Source organism: Streptomyces sp. NPDC002838, from assembly GCF_040295365.1.
Classification (GTDB): domain Bacteria; phylum Actinomycetota; class Actinomycetes; order Streptomycetales; family Streptomycetaceae; genus Streptomyces.
In genome coordinates, this window is the sequence record NZ_JBEOVF010000002.1 from 159,948 (window position 1) to 181,964 (window position 22,017).

General features: G+C 71.5%; 16 protein-coding genes and 1 pseudogene. 11 read left to right on the forward strand and 6 right to left on the reverse strand.

All coding sequences use genetic code 11. The annotated features are described in order from the left end of the window. Positions 1 to 211: 211 nt before the first annotated feature. Complete coding sequence (locus ABT063_RS03365; RefSeq protein WP_351055383.1) at positions 212 to 1,240, forward strand: LacI family DNA-binding transcriptional regulator; 1,029 nt, start codon at positions 212 to 214, stop codon at positions 1,238 to 1,240. Between the two features lie 42 nt (positions 1,241 to 1,282). Here ABT063_RS03365 and ABT063_RS03370 read toward each other — a convergent pair whose 3' ends face one another. Then, complete coding sequence (locus tag ABT063_RS03370; RefSeq protein ID WP_351055384.1) at positions 1,283 to 1,753, reverse strand: pyridoxamine 5'-phosphate oxidase family protein; 471 nt, start codon at positions 1,751 to 1,753, stop codon at positions 1,283 to 1,285. Then, entirely contained in the window at positions 1,750 to 2,124 is a 375-nt protein-coding gene (locus ABT063_RS03375) for a hypothetical protein (protein WP_351055385.1), read from the reverse strand. Before ABT063_RS03375 ends, ABT063_RS03370 begins: the two co-directional genes overlap by 4 nt. 138 nt (positions 2,125 to 2,262) lie before the next feature. Here ABT063_RS03375 and ABT063_RS03380 point away from each other — a divergent pair, with 138 nt between their 5' ends. Further along, positions 2,263 to 3,009: a DUF4142 domain-containing protein gene (locus ABT063_RS03380; protein ID WP_351055386.1), complete on the forward strand. Its 747-nt coding sequence runs from the start codon at positions 2,263 to 2,265 to the stop codon at positions 3,007 to 3,009. An 8-nt stretch (positions 3,010 to 3,017) separates the two neighbouring features. On the opposite strand, the pseudogene ABT063_RS03385 reads toward ABT063_RS03380, so the two are convergent. Then, positions 3,018 to 3,553: pseudogene (locus ABT063_RS03385) on the reverse strand (MarR family winged helix-turn-helix transcriptional regulator). A 196-nt stretch (positions 3,554 to 3,749) separates the two neighbouring features. Here ABT063_RS03385 and ABT063_RS03390 point away from each other — a divergent pair. Next, positions 3,750 to 4,676 carry a GNAT family N-acetyltransferase gene (locus ABT063_RS03390; RefSeq protein ID WP_351055387.1) on the forward strand — a complete coding sequence of 309 codons (927 nt, stop codon included), beginning with the start codon at positions 3,750 to 3,752 and terminating at the stop codon, positions 4,674 to 4,676. A 4-nt stretch (positions 4,677 to 4,680) separates the two neighbouring features. On the opposite strand, the gene ABT063_RS03395 is transcribed toward ABT063_RS03390, so the two are convergent. Then, entirely contained in the window at positions 4,681 to 6,174 is a 1,494-nt protein-coding gene (locus tag ABT063_RS03395) for an MFS transporter (RefSeq protein ID WP_351055388.1), read from the reverse strand. Positions 6,175 to 6,402: 228 nt separating this feature from the next. Between ABT063_RS03395 and ABT063_RS03400 the strand changes: the two genes are divergently transcribed. Next, positions 6,403 to 6,966 carry a hypothetical protein gene (locus ABT063_RS03400; protein WP_351055389.1) on the forward strand — a complete coding sequence of 188 codons (564 nt, stop codon included), beginning with the start codon at positions 6,403 to 6,405 and terminating at the stop codon, positions 6,964 to 6,966. Positions 6,967 to 7,081: 115 nt separating this feature from the next. Beyond that, a complete protein-coding gene (locus ABT063_RS03405; protein WP_351055390.1) occupies positions 7,082 to 7,795 on the forward strand; it encodes a class F sortase in 714 nt (237 codons plus the stop codon). Positions 7,796 to 8,076: 281 nt separating this feature from the next. On the opposite strand, the gene ABT063_RS03410 is transcribed toward ABT063_RS03405, so the two are convergent. Next, positions 8,077 to 9,411 carry a glycoside hydrolase family 10 protein gene (locus ABT063_RS03410; protein WP_351055391.1) on the reverse strand — a complete coding sequence of 445 codons (1,335 nt, stop codon included), beginning with the start codon at positions 9,409 to 9,411 and terminating at the stop codon, positions 8,077 to 8,079. A 362-nt stretch (positions 9,412 to 9,773) separates the two neighbouring features. On the opposite strand from ABT063_RS03410, the gene ABT063_RS03415 reads away from it, so the two are divergent. The 6 genes from ABT063_RS03415 to ABT063_RS03440 all read left to right on the forward strand — a co-directional run bounded on the left by ABT063_RS03415 (position 9,774) and on the right by ABT063_RS03440 (position 20,224). Next, positions 9,774 to 11,312: an acyl-CoA carboxylase subunit beta gene (locus ABT063_RS03415; RefSeq protein WP_351055392.1), complete on the forward strand. Its 1,539-nt coding sequence runs from the start codon at positions 9,774 to 9,776 to the stop codon at positions 11,310 to 11,312. A gap of 45 nt (positions 11,313 to 11,357) precedes the next feature. Then, positions 11,358 to 13,121: a fatty acyl-AMP ligase gene (locus ABT063_RS03420; protein WP_351055393.1), complete on the forward strand. Its 1,764-nt coding sequence runs from the start codon at positions 11,358 to 11,360 to the stop codon at positions 13,119 to 13,121. Next, the gene (locus ABT063_RS03425; RefSeq protein WP_351055394.1) at positions 13,118 to 17,116 is read left to right on the forward strand and encodes an acyltransferase domain-containing protein; all 3,999 of its coding nucleotides are present in this window, start codon (positions 13,118 to 13,120) and stop codon (positions 17,114 to 17,116) included. Before ABT063_RS03420 ends, ABT063_RS03425 begins: the two co-directional genes overlap by 4 nt. Positions 17,117 to 17,136: 20 nt before the next feature. Next, positions 17,137 to 18,081 carry an alpha/beta hydrolase gene (locus ABT063_RS03430; protein ID WP_351055395.1) on the forward strand — a complete coding sequence of 315 codons (945 nt, stop codon included), beginning with the start codon at positions 17,137 to 17,139 and terminating at the stop codon, positions 18,079 to 18,081. A 122-nt stretch (positions 18,082 to 18,203) separates the two neighbouring features. Continuing rightward, a complete protein-coding gene (locus tag ABT063_RS03435; RefSeq protein WP_351055396.1) occupies positions 18,204 to 19,433 on the forward strand; it encodes a PucR family transcriptional regulator in 1,230 nt (409 codons plus the stop codon). 149 nt (positions 19,434 to 19,582) lie between these two features. Beyond that, the gene (locus ABT063_RS03440) at positions 19,583 to 20,224 is read left to right on the forward strand and encodes a cutinase family protein (protein ID WP_351055397.1); all 642 of its coding nucleotides are present in this window, start codon (positions 19,583 to 19,585) and stop codon (positions 20,222 to 20,224) included. A 65-nt stretch (positions 20,225 to 20,289) separates the two neighbouring features. Here the strand turns inward: ABT063_RS03440 and ABT063_RS03445 are convergent, their stop codons facing one another. Then, complete coding sequence (locus ABT063_RS03445) at positions 20,290 to 22,008, reverse strand: hypothetical protein (RefSeq protein WP_351055398.1); 1,719 nt, start codon at positions 22,006 to 22,008, stop codon at positions 20,290 to 20,292. Positions 22,009 to 22,017: the final 9 nt, after the last annotated feature.

Below are 22,017 nucleotides of genomic sequence, written 5' to 3' on the forward strand. Positions count from 1 at the left end.
GAACTGAACTGAGCGGCGGAAAAGAGCCGAAAAGGTTTTCTGAGACGCTAGAACCCGGCTCAATACCCGTCAATCCCCTTGCACGGACCGGCTGTCGGGGAATCGGCGAAACTCGTTGCAGCTACCTGACCGAAACCTTTCACGTACTGTTTTACGCGCGGCGTGCCACCCTCGACGGCGTCGGCACGCGACGCGAGACAGGAGAACGCGCATGGCACAGGCCACCGGCCCCTCTCGTTCGCAGCCCGCCACGCTCGGCGATGTGGCGCGGCTGGCGGGCGTGTCGATCGCCACGGCGTCCAAGGCTCTCAACGGACGCAGTCAGGTCCGTGCGGAGACCAGGCAGCGGGTGATCGAGGCGGCCGAGCGGCTGTCGTTCCGGCCCAACCAGGTGGCCCGCGGTCTGCTGGCCGGGCGGACGGGCACCGTCGGTCTGCTCACCAGCGACCTGGAGGGCCGGTTCAGTATTCCGATCCTCATGGGCGCGGAGGACGCCTTCGGAGCGGGCGAGGTCGCGGTGTTCCTCTGCGACGCCCGCGGCGACGCGATCCGCGAGCAGCATCATGTCCGCGCGCTGCTCGGCCGCCGGGTAGACGGTCTCATCGTGGTGGGCAGCCGGACCGATCCTCGTCCGTCCCTGGGCCGCGAGCTGCCGGTGCCCGTCGTCTACGCGTACGCGCCGTCGGAGGATCCGGAGGATCTGTCCATCGTTCCCGACAGCGTCGGCGCGGGCCGGATCGCGGTGGACCATCTGCTCGCCTGTGGCCGTACCCGGATCGCGCACATCACCGGCGACCCCGGGTACGCCGCGGCGCGGGAGCGGGCGGAGGGTGCCCGGGCCGCACTCGCCGACGCCGGCCTCGCTCTGGTCGGTGAACCGCGGTTCGGGGTGTGGTCGGAGGGCTGGGGGCGGGCGGCGACGGCGATGCTGCTGGACCGGCATCCGGACGTGGACGCCGTCCTGTGCGGCAGCGATCAGATCGCCCGCGGTGTCATGGAGGTACTGCGCGAGCGCGGGCACCGGGTGCCGGAGGACGTCGCGGTCATGGGCTTCGACAACTGGCAGGTCCTGACCTCCGCCTCCCGGCCCCCGCTGACCAGTGTCGACATGAACCTCGAACAGGTCGGACGCGCGGCCGCGCACGCCCTGTTCACCGCGATCTCCGGCGCGCGACGCCCGGGGGTCGAGACCCTGCCCTGCCGGGTGGTGATCAGGGGCTCGACAGCACCGCTGTCCTGAGCGCCGTGCCCGGCGGCCGGGCTTGCCGAGTCGGTGAGGACGTCAGGTGAGATCGACGGGGACGCGGTGATCCGGTCGGCCGTCCTTGGCGAGGATCGAGTGGTCTTCAGCCACCGCACGGTACAACCGCACACCGGAGGCTCCTTGTACGTCGTGGGCCGTCCACACCCTGCCGCCGTGGGCGAGCGAGCGGCGGGAGAAGACTTCGATCGCGGTCTGCGTGTCCGCGCTGTCCACTGCCGCGGCAATGGCGGACATGTACACGCCTTGTCCGGTGCTGATCGGTACCGACGAGTCGAAGACCACGAGGCCCACCTGAGGTCGCACCGCGAGGTTGCGGGAATGCGTGGCCCGCGGCGAGGAAACCCAGAAGAACTCGCGGCAGTCCCGGTGAGCGAAGTACACCGGCGAACTCCACGGCACTCCCTCGCGGTCGGCGGTGGCGAGCACCATGTACTTGTTCGCGTCGATGATGTCGCGTGCGATCCGGACCGGTGAGCCACTGAAGGTCATCTCAACAGCTCCTGCGGTAGGTGAGCGTGAACGTGCTCCCACGTGGTCGAGCCGGCCATCGACTTCTCCCAGGTGCCACGGATGGTGTTGCCGTCGTCACCGACATGCCCGGTGAACCGCTGCCGGAACGCCAGCGGTGAAAAGTCCGGCGCCTCGCGCAGCAGCCGCCACACCCCGTCGGCGAAACTCATCGCGTACACCCGTACGACGCCCCGCGAGTCGAAGTAGTGCTGCGTGTACGCGCCCGTCTCCGGGTCGACCGCGACGACGACCATGCTGTCCGGGGCCCCGGGAATCGGGATCTCGGTCCGCTGGACCAGGAATCGTCGGTCGAGGGTCCACTCGAACACCTCGTCCTCGTCGATGGTCAACCCTTGCCCAGGCCCGCACCACTGACTTCATGTGACGCACAACACAGAGCAGCGTGCAAAATTTACCCAGCGCAATGATGGATCGGGCTGTTCCATCCGTACTTCCTGCCGTAAGAACCGCTCATGTCAGGAGGTCCGATGCCCATCTCCCGCAACAAGCTGGGGAGCGTCTTCGTGTTCGGTGCGCTGGGTTTGACCCTCACAGCCCTCGCCTACCCCGCCATGCTCGGGGTGGAGAACACGGCCAACAACCAGGATCGCATCATCGCCAACACCAATTACGGGCCGCTCACCGAGGCGGACCGTGACTTCATCGTGAAGGTGCGTGCGGCCGGGCTGTGGGAGTACCCACTGGGGGAGATGGTGATGGAGCGGGGTACCACCGCGGCCATGAAGGAGGCGGGCAAGCACCTGATCGTCGGGCACGCCGGGCTCGACGAGATGTGCCGCAAGCTCTCGACCGAGCTCGGTGTCACGATTCCCAATCAGGCGAGCCCGCAGCAGCAGCAGTTCGTGGCGACCGTAGACGGCAGCAGCGGCAAGGAGTTCGACTCCACCGCGGTCACCATCATGCGGGTGACCCACGGTCAGATCTTCCCGACGATCGCCAAGGTCCGCGCCAACACCAGGAACAGCATGGTCCGTCAGCTGGCCGATCTGGCCAACGACACGGTGCTGGACCACATCACCGTGCTGGAGAAGACCGGCCTGGTCAATCACGAGAACGTCAACCTGCAGCAGACCAGCCCGCCGAAGATGCCCCAGGAGGAGCTCACACCGCCTCCGCCGCCGGCGGGAGCGCCGATGCTCGTCCTCAAGCCGCGCCCCGACCTGAACATCAACACAGCCGCCCCGTCACCGACGCCCGCACCGTCGGCCGGCTGATCCGTCGGTCAGGCGTCGCGTGCCACCGCGGCGCCCACCGTCCAGCCCAGGGAGTGTGCTTCGGAGTCGTCCAGCGCCGGGGCGAGGGGCTCTCCCCCGGCTTCGTTGAATGCGGTGAGCGCCTCGATGAGCACGGCCCGCTGCCCCGGTGCGAGGCGCTCGACGCTCGCGGCGGGTTCGGCACGCCGCCGGGCGGTGACGTTCTCGACGGCGCGCCGCCCTCATCGGTGAGCTGCAGGAGCGTCTCCCGGCGGTTGTCGGGGTTGGTGTGCCGGTCGGCGAGTCCGGCCACGATCAGCCGGTCGACCTTGCGCATCGCCGTGGACGGCGCCACCTGGAGCAGATCGGCGAGGGCGACCAGCTTGGTGGCTCCCCGGGTGGACAGCACCACCAGCATCCGGAACCGCGGCAGCGTCACCCGTTCCTCCACCTCGGCCGGCGACCGCGCGGATACGGCCACCAGCAGCCGCGAGGCCGTCAGGACCGCGCGGGTGACCGCATCGACGTCGTCCATGGCCCCCGCGGGGATCTCGCGCTGCGGCATGGGTCCTTTCTACCGTGCCGGAGCCGCCGCTCCCTCAGCCGGTGAGGGCAGATGTTCCTTCACCATGACCATGGCGACGACGCCCATCGCGATGTCGCCCGCGCATGCGCGGTGGCTCCTGTTGATGCCACCACGCTCAGCGCGGCCGTACGAAAACTCATTGCGGTGACCGGCCTTCCCTCCGATCCTGGCGCCCATGCCCTGTCTTCTGCGCCCTGCCGTGCTCGCCGACGCGCCCGCCGTCACCGACCTGCTCAACGAGGTCGACCGGATCGAGATCGGCCGGGCCGAGACCGACCTGCACACCATCGAGGCCGATCTGAAGCGTCCCGACGTCGATCTCGAACGCGACTCCTGGCTGGCCTTCGAGGGGGAGCTGCTGGTGGCCTACGGGCTCCTGTGGGACGAGTCGCAAGGTGAACGCATCGACGTCGACCACTATGTGCTGCCCGCCCACCAGGCGGCCGGGGAGAACCTGCTGGAGGCGATGGAGGCCAGGGCGCTTGAGAAGGCGCGGGAGAACGGCGCCGGGAGGGCCGTGGTGCATCTGCACCTCAACGTGGTGCCCACGCTCGACACCGAGCTGATCCGCGCCCGGGGCTGGTCCGTCGTACGGCGCTATCACGTGCTGCGGCGGGCCCTTCGGACCGCGGAGGACCTGCCGCCCGAGGCGCCGGCCGGGGTGCGGGTGCGGTCGTGCACCGGCGAGGCGGACCGGAGGCGTGTCCACGCGTTGTACCAGGCCGGCTTCGCCGAGCACTTCGACTTCCAGCCGCGCGACTACCACCAGTGGCTGCACGACATCGACGCGGACGGGCTCGACTGGTCCCTGGTGTGGATCGTCAGCACCGACGACCTCGGGGAGGTCGGCTTCCTGCTCTCCCGCGACGACCGCGAGGCCATGGGATGGATCCGGAGCATAGGCGTACTGCGCGAGGCCCGTGGCCGAGGGCTCGGCGGGTTCCTGCTGCGGCACGCCTTCGCGGCCTTCGCCGCCCGGGGGCGGGACACCGTGGGGCTCGGCGTGGACACCTCCAACGCCACCGGGGCTCCCGAGCTGTACGCGCGGGGCGGGATGAGCGTCCACTACGCCGTGGACACCTGGGAAGTGGTCCTGGCGTGAGCGGTCAACGGACGCCGGAGTGCTGCCGCGCGACGCGGTACAGGTCCGTGGACGTGGTGATCAACTCCCGCTGTTCCTGCTCCGAGCCGACCATCGGCTGCGAGCCGTTGAGCGGTACCTGCGCGCTCTCCGGCAGGAACTTCACCGTCACCAGGCCGATGGCACCGGCCGCCATCAAGTAGAAGGCGGGCATCATGTCGTTGCCGGTGACGTGCACCAGTGCCTCGGTGACCAGCGGCGTGGTGCCGCCGAACGCGGCGACGGCGAAGTTGAAGCCGATGCCCATGGCCGCGTAGCGGACGGCGGTCGGGAACAGGGCGGGCAGGGTGGCGGCGCTCGGGGCGGCGAAGCAGGCCAGCAGGGTGGACAGGATCAGCACCCCGGCGATCGGTGCCCAGGTTCCGTCCATCTTGATCAATTGGAAGGACGGAACGGCGAGGACGATCATCGCGGCGGCCGCGACGCCGTACACCGGTCGCCGGCCGACCCGGTCGCTGAGCCGCCCGATGAAGGTGATCAGCAGCACGATCCACACCATGCCGATCAGCACCAGCACGTCGGCGGAGCTGCTGGAGCGGTTCAGCGTCTCCGTCTGGTACGTCGGCAGGAAGCCGGTGACCATGTAGTTGGTGACGTTGTACAGCAGCACCAGGCCCATGCAGATGAGCAGCGGCTGCCAGTGGTCCTTGATGATGGTGCTGAACTCGCGGCCCGCCGACTCCTGGGCGAGGCTCTTCTCGTGCTCGTCCAGCTGCTGCTGGAAGGCGGGAGACTCCTCCAGCTTGAGCCGCATGTACAGGCCGATGACGCCGAGCGGGCCGGCGATCAGGAACGGGACGCGCCAGCCCCACGAGAGCATTTCGGCGTCGGTGAGCATCAGGTTCAGGAGGGTGACCAGGGCGGAGCCGAGGGCGTAGCCGGTGAAGGTGCCGAAGTCGAGCCAGCTGGAGAGGTAGCCCCGGCGGCGGTCCGGGGAGTACTCGGCGACGAAGGTCGTGGCGCCGCCGTACTCGCCGCCGGTGGAGAAGCCCTGGACCAGGCGTGCCACCAGCAGCAGGATCGGGGCGGCGACGCCGAGAGTGCCGTAGCCGGGGATCAGTCCGATGGCGAAGGTGCCGATCGCCATCATGATCATGGTGGTGGCCAGGACCTTCTGCCTGCCGAGGCGGTCCCCGAGGTGTCCGAAGACCATGCCGCCGAGCGGGCGGACGACGAAGGCCGCGGCGAAGGTCGCGAAGGAGGAGATGACCTGGGCGGCCGGTGAGGCGCCGGGGAAGAAGACCTTCCCGATGGTGGCGGCGAGATAGCTGTAGACGCCGAAGTCGAACCATTCCATGCAGTTGCCGAGCGCGGAGGCACCCACCGCGCGCTTGAGCAGCGGCGGCTCGACGACCTGGACGTCTTCCTTTCGGAAGGCGCGCTTGTTCTTGCGCAGCCTCCGGGTCAGTTCCTCACGGACCTGTTGTGGCATGTTTGCGACGGATTTCGGAGCGTTCATCCTGGAGCGGCTGCCCGAGTTCGCGCGCCCCACACAGGACGCGCTCCGCTTCCGACCGTAGCGAGCGGATGTTCGGATTCTGGCAGGGCGGCGGGAGGCGGCGGGTCCCCCGAGTGAGCGCCTTGAGTGGTGAGATCACCACGGCTGGTTGACGGTGGATCACGTCGAGGTCGGGTCACCTCAGCTGACGAAGCACCAGCTGCCCGGCCGAGGCGGAAGGAATGTCACATGCGCCCTACTCGCATGCTCCTGGCCGCAGGGGCGGCTTCCGCCGTCCTCGCGATCACCACACCCGGCGCATATGCCGTCGCCGGTGAGTGGGACCACGAGAACTCTTCTTACAGCAAAGAGCACGACAAGGACAGCAGGCACGACGCGCCACGTGGCGGCATGCACACCGGTGGCGGCGCACTGACCGCAGTGAACAACGACGAGGAGTGGGGCAGCTCGAAGGACCCCAAACACGACTCGGACACCTACCAGGACGGCCGGAACGACTCGGACGGCTACAAGGACTCCGAGGACGGCTCCGACCGCTCCAAGGGCCACGAGTACGGCTCGGACGGTTACAAGGACTCCGAGGACGGCTCCCACCGCTTCAAGGACTCCAAGGAGGACGCGCACGAGAACTCCTACGGCGGCGACCACGACAAGCCCCGCGGCGGGATGCACACCGGTGGCGGCGCGCTCGACACGCCGACCGTGACCGCGGGCGGGCTGGCGGTGCTGGCAGTCGCCGGCACCGGTCTGTACGCGGTGCGCCGCAACAAGTCCGTCGGAAACGCGGCCTGAGCCGTGCCGGACGCGATAGGGGCCGCGGCCGCCACTCCTGCCCCGTGTGGCGGCCCGGCCGGCCTTCCGCGTGCCCCGTCCCCTGTGCTGCCGTGACCGAGTGAGGTGGTGTCCGATGGCAGCTGGCCCTTCCTCTCCCACCGACGACCCGGCGCCCGCCGGCCGTGGATCCCGTACGGGTGTGACGGTGCTGTGCGCCGTGGCCGCCCTGGTCCTGGCCGTGAACCTGTTCGGCGAGCGTGACCCGTCCTCCGACACGCCGTCCGGCGCACTCTCCGCCGCGTCCTCCGCCGCGCCTTCCGACACCTCCCGTCCGCCGCGTACGACACAGGCCGGCCCGTCGGCCTCCTCTGCCGGGCGCCCCGCGGGAAAGCATCTGCCGCGAGCGAAGCCCGTTCGCCTGATCATTCCGAAAATCTCGGTCAGCGCACCCTTCACGCCCCTCGCCATCGGCCGGACGGGGCAGCTCGAAGCCCCGCCGGCCGACGACGTCAACCTCGTCGGCTGGCACGCCGAGGGCGCCTCCCCCGGTGAGAGGGGCACTGCGATCATCGCCGGGCACGTCGACACGGCGACGTCCCCGGCCGTCTTCGCCGAGCTCGGTGAGCTGAAGGAGGGGGACACCTTCCGCGTCACGAGGGCCGACCGGCGCACGGCGAGATTCGTGGTCGACAGCGTGGAGACGTTCGACAAGAAGCACTTTCCCGACCGGCGCGTCTACGCCGACACCCCGCAGGCCCAGGTCCGGCTCATCACCTGTGCCGGTGACTACGACCGCTCGGCCAAGGACTACACGGAGAACCTGGTCGTCTTCGCCCACCTGGTCTGAACGGCGGCGATGCGCGGTGTCCTGGAGAGGAGCTCACCCTGACCTTTGTCAGGCACCGATCGGCGGCCAGGTCTCCTGGCGTCGCGATGCGGGCAGTGGCCGGTGCAGCCGGCCGCCGTCGCCCGATCACCGCATCACCGCATCACCGCATCACCGACATGGGAAAGAGAGCCCGTGAGCCGCCGATCGCTGACAGCGTTGCTGGCCGCGGGGGGCGCCGCCGCCGACCCAACTGGCCTGGCGAGGCGGCTGCCCCGCCAGGCCGTAGGGAGCGGAGGCGGTCAGGACGCCGTGCAGGAACCGAGCACCGGGGCCGCGTTGTTGCCGTTCTTCATGACCGTGAAGCCGAAGCTCGTCGACGCCCCGGCCGCCAGGCTGCCGTTGCCGTTCGGCTTCATCGTCATGACGTTGCCGCTGCTGTCCCAGGTGGGCGTGCCGTTCCAGGTGGCGGAGATCTTCTGCGGGGACGTCACCGTGACCGTCGTGGTCCAGTTGCCGATCGCCGAGCCGCCCGCGGTGACGGTCACCTTGCCGTTGAAGCGGTCGCTCCACTCCTCCTGCTTGCTGTAGGAGACGGTGCAGGCCGCCGTACCGCCGCCACCGCCGGAGCCGGTGCCGCCGAGCGCTGAGAGTACGGCCGTGTAGGCGGGCTTCTTGTTGTAGTTGCCGTCGAACAGCAGCGGTGTTCCGCTGGCGCGCCAGGAGTACTTGTCGGTGACACCCCAGACGGTGATGCCGGTGCAGCGCGAGACGGCCAGGCAGGCCTTCACGACGTTGCCGTAACTGGTGGCCTGGGCCGTGCCGGAGCCCTCGATGTCCAGCTCGGTGATCTGGACGTCGACGCCGAGGTTGGCGAAGCGCTGAAGGTTGGCCTGGTAGTCGCCGGGCACCGGGGAGGCGCTGTTGAAGTGGGACTGGAAGCCGACGCAGTCGATCGGTACGCCGCGTGCCTTGAAGTCCCTGACCATGTTGTAGACGGCATTGCTCTTCGCGTTGACGCCGTCGGTGTTGTAGTCGTTGTAGCAGAGCTTGGCGGCCGGGTCGGCGGCGCGTGCGGTGCGGAACGCCTCCTCGATGAATCCGTTGCCGAGCTTGTCCTGGAACGGGGAGCTGCGCCGGGCGCCGCTGTTGCCGTCCTGGAAGGCCTCGTTGACGACGTCCCAGGAGTGGATCTTCCCCTTGTAGTGCTGCATGACCTTGGTGATGTGGTTGTTCATCGCCGTTCTGAGGTCGGCGGTGCCCAGCGTGCCGACCCAGCTGGGCAGCTGGGAGTGCCAGACCAGGGTGTGGCCGCGCACCTTCATGCCCTTGCTCTGCGCATGGCTGACGATCTGGTCGGCGGCGCCGAAGGTGAAGGAGTTGCGGGTGCGCTCCACTGCGTCCCACTTCATCTCGTTCTCGGGCGTCGCCGAGTTGAACTCGGTGTAGAGCGTGGAGACGTACGGGGCCTCGCCCAGGTGGTTCGCGGCCACGGCGGCGCCGAAGTAGCGGCCCTTGCCGGCCGCGGCGGATCCCAGGGTGCTCGCGGCGTCGGCCGTTCCCGACAGGGCGATGACACCGGATGCGGCGAGTAACCCGGCCATGCCGAGGGCGCCGATGGACGTGCGGGTGACCATGTCGTCCCCTTTCTTCCAATTGTTGGGGTCATGACACTTCGAAACTTTCGAACTCTCCTCGGAGAGTGCGGAAGACGTTACGACCGGCCTTTCACACCGTCAACGCTCAGCGCACGGGTCGCTCGGAGTCGCCTCGAGCAAAGGCATCCGGCGACGACATTCGCTCTTGATCTCGAAACTTTCGACGAACCTGCCGCTTGTCACACTTGGACTAACCGTCGTCCCGCGGCACTCACCTCAGGCAAACGCCACACCGATCCACCCGGCCCCCTCCCCGGTCGCTGCCATATTCGAAGGCGACTTCGGAGGTGGCTGTGACGACAGAGGTGACAACGTCCGCGGCATCGCAGACGGCGGGGTCCGTGCCCGACCTCAGCACCGACCGCACCGCCGACCGCATCGCCGATCTGGAACACCGTCGGGCGCTGGCGGTGGCTCCGGGCGGGCCGAGAAGACGGGGGGAGTTCGGTGCCCACGAGCGGATCGAACGGCTGCTGGACGCCGGGTCCTTCACCGAGACGGGCCAGTTCGTCCGGGCCCGCCCCACCGGAGACGGGGCCCGCCGCCCCTACGGCGACGGAGTGGTCACCGGGCACGGCACGGTCGACGGCCGCCCGGTCTGTGTGTTCGCCCAGGACTCCAGCGTCTTCGGCGGGAGCATGGGCGAGGCGTTCGGCGAGAAGACCGTCGCCCTGATGGACCTGGCCCTGAAGACCGGCTGCCCGGTCATCGGGCTCAACGACTCCGGCGGCGCCCGCATCCAGGAGGGCGTCGCCTCGCTCGCCCTCTACGCCGAGCTGGTCCGCCGCAATGTGCAGGCGTCCGGGGTGATCCCGCAGATCTCGGTGGTCCTGGGGCCGTGTGCGGGCGGGGCCGCGTACTCGCCCGCGATCACCGACTTCACCGTGATGGTGGACGGCGCCTCGCACATGTTCGTCACCGGGCCCGACGTCATCGAGACGGTCACCGGCGAGCGCACCACCGCCGAGGACCTGGGCGGTGCGCGCACGAGCAACTCCGTCAACGGCAACGCCCACTTCCTCGCCGCCGACGAGGAGGACGCCCTCGACACCGTACGGGACCTGCTGTCTTACCTGCCCGCCAACAACCTTGAGCGGCCTCCGGAATACGCGCCCGTGCCCGCGCCCGCCGGGGACCGGCTCGACGAGGTCGTGCCCGACCGGCTCGGGCAGGCCTACGACATGCGCGACATCCTGCGTGCGGTCGTCGACGACGGTGAGCTCCTCGACGTACAGGAGCTGTTCGCGCCGAACATCATCTGCGCCCTCGCCCGCGTGGAGGGCCGCTCGGTCGGGGTCGTCGCCAACCAGCCGCTGCACGCCGCCGGCGTCCTCGACATCGACGCCTCGGAGAAGGCCGCGCGGTTCGTACGGTTCTGCGACGCGTTCGGCATCCCGCTGCTGACCTTCGCCGACGTCCCGGGCTATCTCTCCGGCGTCCGCCAGGAGCGCGGCGGCATCATCCGGCGCGGCGCGAAACTGCTGTACGCCTACGCCGAGGCGACCGTGCCCAAGGTGACCGTGGTGGTGCGCAAGGCGTACGGCGGCGGGTACGCGGTGATGGGCTCCAAGCACCTTGGCGCCGACGTCAACCTCGCCTGGCCCACCGCCCGTATCGCCGTCATGGGCGCCGAGGGCGCGGTGGGCGTCCTGCACCGGCGCGAACTCGCCGCGGCCGCCGACCCCGAGACGCTGCGCGCCCGCCTCGTCGCCGCGTACGAGGCCACCCACGGCACGCCCTACCTCGCCGCCGAACGCGGATACGTCGACGCCGTCATCGCGCCGCGCGAGACCCGCGCCCAGGTCTGCCGCGCCCTGCGCGCGCTGCACGGCAAACGCGCGCCGATGCCGCAGCGGCGGCACGGCAACATCCCGCTCTGACCCGCCCCCTGCCCGTCTGCCCTCGACGTGAGGAGCCACCCCCCGATGGACAGCCGCCGCCCCCCGCTCGCGCCCGCGTTCCGGACCCTGCCGGAGTATGTGCGGCACTGGGCCGACACCACCCCCGACCGCCGGGCGTTCACCTTCGTCGACCACCCCGCGCCGCACTCGCGCGGCGTCCACCGCACCCTGACCTGGCGGCGCCTGGACCTGCGCGTACGGGCGCTGGCCGCCCGGCTCTCCGAGGAGGCCGAGCCCGGATCGCGGGTGGCGCTGTTGTGTCCGCAGGGCACCGAGTACATCGCCGGGTTCCTGGCGGCGCTGGCGGCCGGCCTGGTCGCCGTACCGCTGTATCCGCCGAATCTGCCCGGGCATGCCGACCGGCTCGCGGGCGTGCTGGCCGACGCGACGCCCGCGGTCGTGGTGACCACGAGCCGCGTCCGGGCGGAGGTACGGGACTTCTGCGACCGCACCCCGGTACGGATCGTCGCCGCCGACGAGGTCCCGGACTCCGCCGCCGAGCACTGGCGACCGGTCACGCCGGACGAGGAGGCCATCGCCTACCTGCAGTACACCTCCGGCTCCACCCGGGCTCCGGCGGGCGTGGAGATCACCCACGGCAACGTCGTCGCCAACGCCCGGCAGGCGCTGACCGCCTACGGCGCCGACGCCCACCCCGTGACCTGCGTCGGCTGGCTGCCGCTCTACCACGACATGGGGCTCGTGCTGAGCGTCGCCGCTCCCGTCGTACGAGGGCTGCCGTCGGTGCTGATGGACCCGGCCGCGTTCCTGCACCAGCCCGTGCGCTGGCTGCGGTTGCTCGCGGCGCATCCGCGCGCGGTGAGTGCCGCGCCCAACTTCGCCTACGACTACTGCGCCTTGGCCGTCACCGTCGAGCAGAAGGCGGAGCTGCGGCTGGACGGGGTGGCCGCGCTGATCAACGGCAGCGAGCCGGTCCGCCCCGGCACCGTCGACCGCTTCCACGCCGCCTTCGCCGACCGGCGCCTCGCTCCCGAGACGCACTGCCCGTCGTACGGGCTCGCCGAGGCCACCGTCTTCGTCAGCGCCGCCCGGCCGGGAGAGCCGTTGCGCCGGTTCGCGCTCGACCGCGACGCCCTCGCCGCCGGTAAGGCGCTGCCCGCCCGCCCCGACGACCCGCGAGCCGTGCTGCTCGCCGGTTGCGGCACTCCGGCGGGCCAGCGGCTGCGCATCACCGACCCGGTGACGCGGGCCGTCCTGTCGGAGGGGGAGGTCGGTGAGATCTGGGTGCAGGGACCCAACGTCGGGCGCGGCTACCGGAATCGGGACCGGGACACGCGTCACGTCTTCGGCGCCGAGCTCGCCGACGCCGCGGCCGGGCCGGGCCGGTGGCTGCGCACGGGTGACCTGGGGACCGTGCTGGAGGGGCAGTTGGTCGTCACCGGCCGGCTGAAGGACCTGATCGTCGTCGACGGGCGCAACCACTATCCGCAGGATGTCGAGGCCACGGCCCAGGAAGCGCACCCGGCCGTGCGTCGCGACCGGCTCGCCGCCTTCGCCGTACCCGGTACGGCGGGCGAGCGGGTGGTGGTCGTGGCCGAGCACGCCCGGTCCATGAACCTGGCCGAGATCGACGTTGCGGAGCTGGTGCGCGCGGTGCGCAGGGCCGTCTCCGCCCGGCACGGGTTGCGGCTGGCCGATGTCGTGCTCGTGCCGCCGGGGACCGTGGCCCGCACCTCCAGCGGCAAGGTGTCACGGGCGTTGACGCGTGAGCGCTACCTCGACGGCGCCTACGCGCAGCCCGACGAGTCGTCGAGGGTCGCGGGATGAGGGCCGCCGACGAGGCCGCGCTGCGTCGCCTGATCGTCGAGCGGGTGGCCGCCTGGAACGCCATGGCGCCCGAGTCCGTGCCGATGGACCGGCCGCTCGCCGACCTCGGCATGTCCTCGCGGGACGCGGTCGCCCTGGCCGGGGAGCTCTCCCACGCCCTCGGCCGCGAACTGCCGCCGACGCTGCTGTGGGAGACGCCGACCGGGGACGCGCTGGTGGCCCGTCTGTGCCGCCGGGCGGAGGACGTCGCCTCTCCCGCGGCGAACGCCCCGGCATCGTCCGGCGAGCCGGTCGCGGTCATCGGCGTCGGCTGCCGACTGCCCGGCGGGGTGCACGGACCGGCCGACTACTGGCGGCTGTTGAGCGAGGGCGTCGACGCCGTCCGGCGGGTTCCCGAGGACCGGTGGAGAGACTTCGCCGCGTTCCCGCCGGCGGACGTGCCCTCCTGCGGCGGTTACCTCGACGACGTCGCCGGGTTCGACGCGGACTTCTTCCACATCAGCCCGCGCGAGGCCGCGGTGATGGACCCTCAGCAGCGGATGCTCCTGGAGGTCGTCCACGAGGCGCTCGACCACGCCGCCGTGCCGGCCGCGTCCCTGGCCGGCACCAACACCGGTGTCTTCGTGGGGATATCGGCCCCGGAGTACGGGCAGCTCACCGGAGCCGATCCGGCCGCCGTCGATCCATGGGCGCCGGCGGGTGCCGCGCTCAGTGTCGCCGCCGGGCGCCTGGCGTACGTCCTGGACACCCATGGGCCGAGCATGGCCGTCGACACCGCCTGTTCCTCCTCGCTGGTCGCCATGCACCACGCTTGCGTCAGTCTGCGCACGGGCGAGAGCGACACGGCGATCGCCGCCGGGGTCAACCTGCTGCTCTCCCCCACCGTCACCATGGCGTTCGAGCGGGCGGGAGCCCTCGCGCCGGACGGGCGGTGCAAGCCGTTCTCGGCGGCGGCCGACGGCATCGGCCGCGGCGAGGGGTGCGCGGCCGTGCTGCTGAAGCGGCTGTCCGACGCCGAGCGGGACGGCGACCGCGTGCTGGCGGTCGTCCGCGCCACCGCCGTCAACTCCGACGGCCGCTCGGGCGGCCTGATGGCACCCAACCCGGCCGCCCAGCAGGCCGTATTGCGGACCTCATACGCGCGGGCCGGACTCGCTCCGGCGTCCGTGGACTACGTGGAGGCGCACGGCACCGGCACCCCGCTCGGCGACCCGATCGAGGCGAGCGCGCTCGACGCCGTGCTCGGGCCGGGCCGCGACCCCGACCAGCCGCTGCTGCTGGGCTCCGTCAAGGGCAACCTCGGCCATCTGGAGTCCGCCGCGGGCATCGCCGGCCTGGTGAAGACGGTGCTCGCCCTCCACCACGACCGCATCCCGCCCTCCCTGCACTGCGCGGACGGCAGCTCGCTGGGTGACGCACGACTGCGGATGGTGACCGAGGCCGAGCCGTGGCCCCGCTACGGCGGCACGGCCGTCGCCGGGGTCTCCGGCTTCGGGTTCGGCGGCACCAACGCCCACGCGGTACTGGAGGAATGGCGACCCGCGACGCCCACGCCCCCTGCCGCCGAGGAGCCTGCCGCCCGACTGCACCTGCTCTCCGACCGCGACGCCGAACGCCTTCGCGACACCGCGGCGCGGCTCGCCGACTGGCTCCGAAGCCCCGAGGGGAGCGCCGCCCGCCTCGCCGACGTGGCGCACACGCTCGCCGGGCGCACCGGCCGGGGACCCGTGCGCGCCGCGATCACGGCCCGTGACCGGGACGAACTCGTGGACGGATTGGCCGCGTTGGCGAATCGGCGCCCGCACGCGCGGGTCGTCACGGGCGATCGCGATCTCCTGGGGCGCGGTCCGGTGTGGGTCTTCTCCGGGTACGGCAGCCAGTGGGCCGGCATGGGTCGGCGGCTGCTGGCCGAGGAGCCGGTGTTCGCCGCCGCCGTGGAGAAGCTCGACCCGCAGCTGGCCGCCGAGTGCGGCCTGTCCCTGTACGACCATCTGGCCTCCGGTGACGCCCTCGACCGCCTGGAGGTCGCCCAACCGGTCCTGTTCGGACTGCAGTTGGCGATCGCCGAGCTGTGGCGTGCCCATGGTGTGGAGCCCGCCGCCGTGATCGGTCATTCCATGGGCGAGGTGGCCGCCGCGGTGTGCGCGGGTGCCCTGGACGTGGCGGACGCGGCCCGTGTCGTCGCCGTACGGGCACGGCTGCTGAGCGGGCTGAGCGGTGGCGCGATGGCCGTCGTCGACCTGGAGGACGCCGAACTGGACGCCCTGTCACGGGACTTCCCCGGGGTGCACGTCGCCGTCCAGTCCTCGCCCCGGCAGAAGGTCGTCACCGGCGAGGAGGCCGCGGTGAACCGGCTGGTACGACGGCTGACGGAACAGGGCCGGGCCGCACGAGCCATGCGGGTGGTCGGCGCCGGGCACTCACCGCAGGTCGACGCGCTGCTGCCGGAGCTGACCGAGGCGCTGTCCGGCATACGGGGCCGACCGCCGCAGGTTCCCGTCTACTCCACCGTCCTGGACGATCCGCGAGGCGACTGCGTGTTCGACGCCGCCCACTGGGCCGCCAACCTGCGGCGGCCCGTGCGCCTGGACCGGGCGATCGCCGCGGCCGCGTCCGACGGGCACTCCGCCTTCGTCGAGATCTCGCCCCACCCGGTCCTGACACGGGCCGTCGTCGACACCGTCCCCGACGCGCTCGCCGTCGGCACGCTGGGCCGCGACGCGGACGGAGCCGCCGCGTTCGCCCAACGGCTGGGCACGCTGTACGCCGCAGGCGGGCGTCTGCCCCTCCCGCCCGGCCGGGTCATCGACCTGCCCGCGCCGCGCTGGCGGCATCTCAGGCACTGGTGGACGGACGGCCGTGCTGCCACCGCGACCGGTGACCGATGGACCGGGCCGGCGGATCGGACGGACCCGACGGACCGGGCGGCGGATGCCACCTCCGTCCTCGCCCGTCTGAGCCGCCACATCAGCACCGTCACCGGCCATCCGCCGACCCGCATCACCGCCGGCACCGCGCCGGCCGATCTGGGCCTGGACTCGCTCATGGCCGTCCGCATCCGTACGGCCGTGGAGCGCGAGTTCGGGATCGAACTGCCCCTGCGCGACCTGCTCGGCGCGGCCACCGTCGCCGACGCGGCCACCGGCATCCAACGGGCACTCACCGCGAGGACCACGGACGCGAACGCTCCGCTGCGGACGCTGCGCGCCACCGGCTCCCGGCCCCCGCTCTTCCTGGTGCACGCAGCCGGCGGGCCGACCGACGTCTACCGGGCGCTGGCGGAACGTCTGGGGGACGACCGGCCGGTGTACGGGCTGGAGCGCCTGGAAGAGGCGCGGACCGTGTCGGAAAAGGCCCGCCGTTACGCCGAGGCCGTCGCCGCCGTCCACCCCGACGGGCCCTGCCTGCTGGGTGGTTGGTCCTTCGGCGGCTTCGTCGCCCAGGAGACCGCGCGACAACTGACGGCCGCCGGGCGGGACGTGGAGCTGGTAGCGCTCATCGACTCCGTACGGCCCCTCCCGCAGCCCGGGCGTACGCGGGCCGACCGGATCCGCGCCCACTTCGCGGGCTTCGCCCGGCACGTCGCCGACACCTACGGCGCCCGGCTGGAGCTGCCGTACGACGACCTGGTGACGATGGACGACGACGGCGACCGTATCGACGCCGTGCTGCGCGCCCTGCGCGAGGTCGCCGAGGTGCCGCCCGCCGCGCTGGAGCATCAGCGCGCCTCCTACCTGGACATGCGGATCGGCGAGGCCCACTCGCCGGGCGGCTACGACGGCCGGGTGGTGCTGTTCCGGGCCGCCGAACCCGCGCCGCACACCGTGCGCGACCCGGCGTACGAGCGGGACGACGAGGCGCTCGGCTGGGACGAGGTGTGCCCGCGCCTGGAGGTCGTGCCGGTGCCCGGGCACCATCTGTCGCTGCTCGACCCGCCGCACGTCGACGAGATCGCCGTACATCTGCGGCGGATGCTGACCGAGCAGGCCCGCTGAACCGAGACCGAGGAGCCGCCATGTCTCACCGCAGCACCGATCTCCCCCGGCGCACCGTCACCAAGGCCGCGGCCGTCGCCGGTCTGGCCGTCCTGTTCGGCGCCGGGGCCGCCACCGGCCGGGCCGGGGCCGCGACCCGGCTCGGCCCGCGCACGCTGGACCTGTCCGTGTCCTCCGCCGCGCTCGGTCGCAGCGCGCCGGTGCGGCTGATCCTGCCGTCGGGTTTCGGCACGCAGCCGGGTCGGAGCTACCCCGTGCTGTACCTGCTGCACGGCGCCCACGACGACTACACGTCCTGGACCCGGGAGACGGACATCGAGGCCTTCACCGAGGGCCGCGACCTGATCGTGGCCATGCCGGACGCGGGACCCACGGGCATCCCGACCGCCTGGCGCGACGGTCCCGACTACGAGACCTTCCAGTTGGAGGAAGTCCCGGCGTTGCTCCGCCGGGACTACCGGGCCTCCGGGGTGCGGGCCGTCGCCGGTGTCTCCACCGGAGGCTACGGGGCCATGGCGCACGCGGCCCGGCACCCCGGCGCGTTCACCGCCGCGGCCTCCTACAGCGGCATCCTCGACACCACCGCGCCCGGCGTCCCGGCCATCATGGACGCCATCGTGGCCCGCGAGAACCTGTCGCCGGCCTCCCTGTGGGGCCATCCGGTCCTGAACCTGCTCACCTGGCGCGAGCACAACCCGCGCGCCCGCGCCGAGGGGCTGCGCGGCACCTCCCTGTACGTCTCGAACGGCAGCGGACTGGGGGGCGGCGGCGGTGATCCGCTGCCCGGTGTGCTGGAGAGCGCCCTGTGGCCCTCCGCCCAGGGCTTCGCCGCCACGCTGCGCCGCCTCGGCGTCCCGGTCACCGCGCACTTCTACCAGGGAGGAGGACACGACTGGGCGTACTGGCAGCCGGAGTTCGCGGCATCGTGGCCGATGCTCGCCCGTGCTCTCGGGCTGCCCGAGTGAAGTCGGAGCCGTCGGGGCACGGAACGGAGCGCGGGGGACGTCCGTCAAACCCAGGACGCCCCGTGCGCCCCACGGGAAACAGCCCGCGGGTGAGCCGTTTCCGGGTGAAAGGAGTGTCCGTGATGGCTGTGCCCACCCCGCACGGCGTGCCGGCCGACCCCGGAGCCGTACCGCTGCCACTCGATCTCGCCGAACTGCTGTACGCCCAGCTCGAGACCGTCGCCGACGAGGTGGAGCAGGAGGTCCGCCGGCAGGTGCCGGAGTACGCCCGGCCGACCGACGGGACCTACGGCAGGAACCTCAGAGCCGGGGTCGTGCAGGCGCTGACCTTGTTCGTGGACCACATCGCCGACCCGCGCGGCCGGGGCGAGGCGATCTTCGCGACGTACTACGAACTGGGGCGCGGCGAGGCGCTGGAGGGCCGCGGTCTGGACGCGCTGCAGTCTGCGCTGCGCATCGGCGGGCTGCACGCCTGGCGGCTGATGGGCCGCACGGCGGAGGAACTCGGGCTGGACTCGGCGGTCGTGGCCGCGCTGGGCGAGCTCGCGTTCCGGACGGTGCACGAGGTCGCGGAGGCCGCGGCGGCCGGGTACGCGGAGGCCCGGCTGCGCAGCACGGACGAGCTGGAGCGGCGCCGCAGGCGGCTGCTCGATCTGTTGCTGGGCGAGGGACCGGTGTCCGTGGAGGCCGTGCACGACCTGGCGCACGGAGCGCGCTGGTCGGTGCCGCGACAGGTCGCCGTCGTCGCGCTCGCGGCCGGCCCGGACCAGCGAGAGGAGGACCGGCCGCTGGCCGCGGCGGGCGCGCTGGTGGACATGGAGTCACGGCCGCCGCGCATGCTGGTGCCCGATCCGGACGGCTCCGGACGTTTCGGCGGCCGGGCGTTCGCCCTCGCGCTGCGCGGCCGGCCGGCCGCGATCGGGCCGACGGTCCCGCTCGCCGAGGCCGCGCGGTCGCTGCACTGGGCCACCCGGGCGCTGGGGCTGATGGGCCGTGGGGTCCTCCCCCGGCAGGGCGTGGTGCGGTGTGCCGACCATCTCTCGACGCTGCTGCTGTACGGCGACGAAGCGCTGCTCGGCCAGTTGCAGGCGCGCGTCCTGGGCCCGCTCGACTCGGTCTCGGCGGGCCAGCGTCCCCGGCTCGCCGAGACGCTGCTGGCCTGGCTGCTCAGCGGCAGCAACGTCCCCGACGTCGCCGCCCGGCTGCACATCCACCCGCAGACGGTCCGCTATCGGCTCCGGCAGCTGGAGAAGCTCTTCGGTGACGCGCTGCACGACCCGGACGCCCGCCTGGATCTCGTCCTCGCGCTGCGTGCCGAGGCATTGCGGGAGCAAGGGGCGGGCGACACCTGAAATCACTTCCTGAGCTCATGCTCATACGGGCGCAAAAATCCGAGAGAATTCCATAATCCTCTGCATATCACTCCGGCGGGAAAGCGAATACGTTCGGGACCGTTCCATTTCGCAGGCGCATCACGCGCCCCGCACGCGGAGGATTCCCCATGCGTATCCGCTTGTGCCTCGCCGCGCTCTCATTGGCCGGCGGGGCCGGACTGGCCACTCTCTCGGCACCCACGGCAACGGCCGCTCCCTGCACGGACATCAACGTCGTGGCGGCTCGTGGCACCTTCGAGCCGGGCACGCTCGGCTTCATAGTCGGCGACCCGGTGTATTCGGCGCTGCAGAAGAAAATCACCGGCAAAACCCTCTCCAGCTACAAGGTGAATTACCCTGCGGACCTTTCCCTGACCTCGGCCGCGCAGGGCAACAGGGACCTGGTGAACCACGTCAATAGCCAGGCAGCGGCCTGCCCGAATCAGCGTTTCATTCTGGTGGGTTATTCGCAGGGCGCGAATGTCGTCGACAATTCGATCGGCATCAGCAGCGCGGGCGCGGTGGTCGGCAGCCCCATCGTGGCCACCATCCCCGCCGCACTCGAACCGAAGGTCGCAGCGGTGCTGCTGTTCGGCAACCCGATCCGTGCTCTCGGCAAGAGCGTCACCGGCACCTACCAGAGCCGCACCATGGACATCTGCGCCGAGGGCGACCCCGTCTGCGAGAGCGGCGGCGGTGACACGGGAGCGCACCTCAGCTACCGGGACGACGCCGACGCGGCGGCCGCCTTCGCCGCGGGCAAGGTCTGAGTCGTACAAGGGCTGTGGGCCCGGGAGGATCTCCTCCCGGGCCCACAGCCGTGTGGGAACGGCTATTAGGGTGACTGCGCGAACCGGGCGAGGTTGGTGGACACGGGCTCGGGCCTGCCGTTGTTCTGGACGGGCGCCGCGGTCAGTACGTCGAGGTGCTGGTAGCCGTCGGCGACCACGGGGTTCAGGTCGGGCGGGACGCGGCCCGCGAGCAGCCCGTCGCCCGCGAGCACCGTGAGGGCCGGGTTGGCCTCGATGCCCTCGGGGTGGACGACGAGCCGCTTCACCTGGGGTGAGGTGGCGAGCTGGAGGTCGGTGACCAGCTTGGTCGGGAAGTACTGCTCGGTGAAGTCCAGCGGCTGCTCGGCCAGGCTGCGGGCCAGCTCCCGGATGTCGGTGACCTCCTTTCCGGCCGAGGTGAACGGAGTGCCGTCGGCCGACCGGTACCCCGGATCGTCGGGGTCGCCGACACGGTCGTAATCGCGCCAGGTGTACAGCGGTCCCTGGGGTCGGTCGGGGATGGCCTTGTACTCGGTGCCGAACAGCCCCGGCTGCTGATCGCTGCCGTTGGCCACGGGGAAGTTCTTGTCGGCGACCGGTCCGCCGTCGAAGAAGCCCACGCTGGTCTGCAGGAACGCCAGCGGTACGGAGTGGTCGTCCATCAGGGCTCCGAGTACGGCCGCGTTGGTGAGCCGGAAGTCCTTCACACCGGGTGAGCCGGTGAGGAACGTGGCGGTGTCCTTGGAGAACAGGAAGCGGTTGGTGGCCTCGATGTTGACGTTGGAGGGAAGGTAGCGGGGCAGGTCGGCCTCGCCGTCGGCGTCCTGGAGGGTGCCCAGGCCGGCGATGGCGAGCAGGGTCATGGTCTCGGGGTTGAGCAGGACCGGCGCGGACAGGGAGCGCGGCAGCACTCCGGTGTCGAGGCCGGTCTGCACGGCGGCGTAACCGAGGCCGATGTCCGGCAGGTTGGTGTCGTCCGGGATGCTGCCGCTCAGGTCGGCCAGGGAGGTGGAGACGGTGGTGTCGAGGGCGAAGTAGCCGGCGCACTGGCGGTGTCCGGCGTCCGCGGTGGTGGTGCGGTCGCCGTCGAAGTCGGCGGTCGCGAAGTACCCGGTGATCACGCCGCCCAGGGAGTGTCCGCCGCACAGCACCTTCTGCTTGCGCAGCCCCTGGTCAGGCAACTCGGCGGTGAGCAGGTCGTATTCGTCGCGGACGGTCTGTTCGATGCCGAGCTTGGCCATCCAGCCCAGCCGGCCGTTGCCGACGAAGCCGCCGAAGGTCCGGCCGGCGACCTGCTTGCCCCGGTAGTAGTAGTCGACGGCTGTGTGCTGGTCGCCGGAGGCGATTCCGGTGCGGTCCTCCAGGCAGTTGGAGCGCCGGTCCAGGGCCCAGAACTCGATGTGGCTGCCCTGTTCGGCGGCCCGGGCCACGGTGTTGCGGGCGACGCTGTCGAACGCCCCGGCGCCCTCCAGGATGCCCGGCTGGGCTACGAGGATCCGGTCGGCGTCGGCCGACGCGTCCGGCCCGTCGGAGGAGCGGTAGCGCAGATACGACAGCCAGTCGCACGCCTCCGGACGCGCCCCGAAGGACGCCGGCAGCGGCACCTTCACGCGCACCACCGACTCGGTCACCTCGTCGACCGGGGACGTCGACGCGACGGGCGTTTCCGTGCGTTCGCCCCGGGCCTGCGCTTCCGGGGCGGCGGCCGTGAGCCCGCCCGCGGTCAGCAGCGCCGCCAGCGCGGCGCATCGCCACGTTCTTACTCTGCTGCGACTCGTGTTCATAGCCGGACG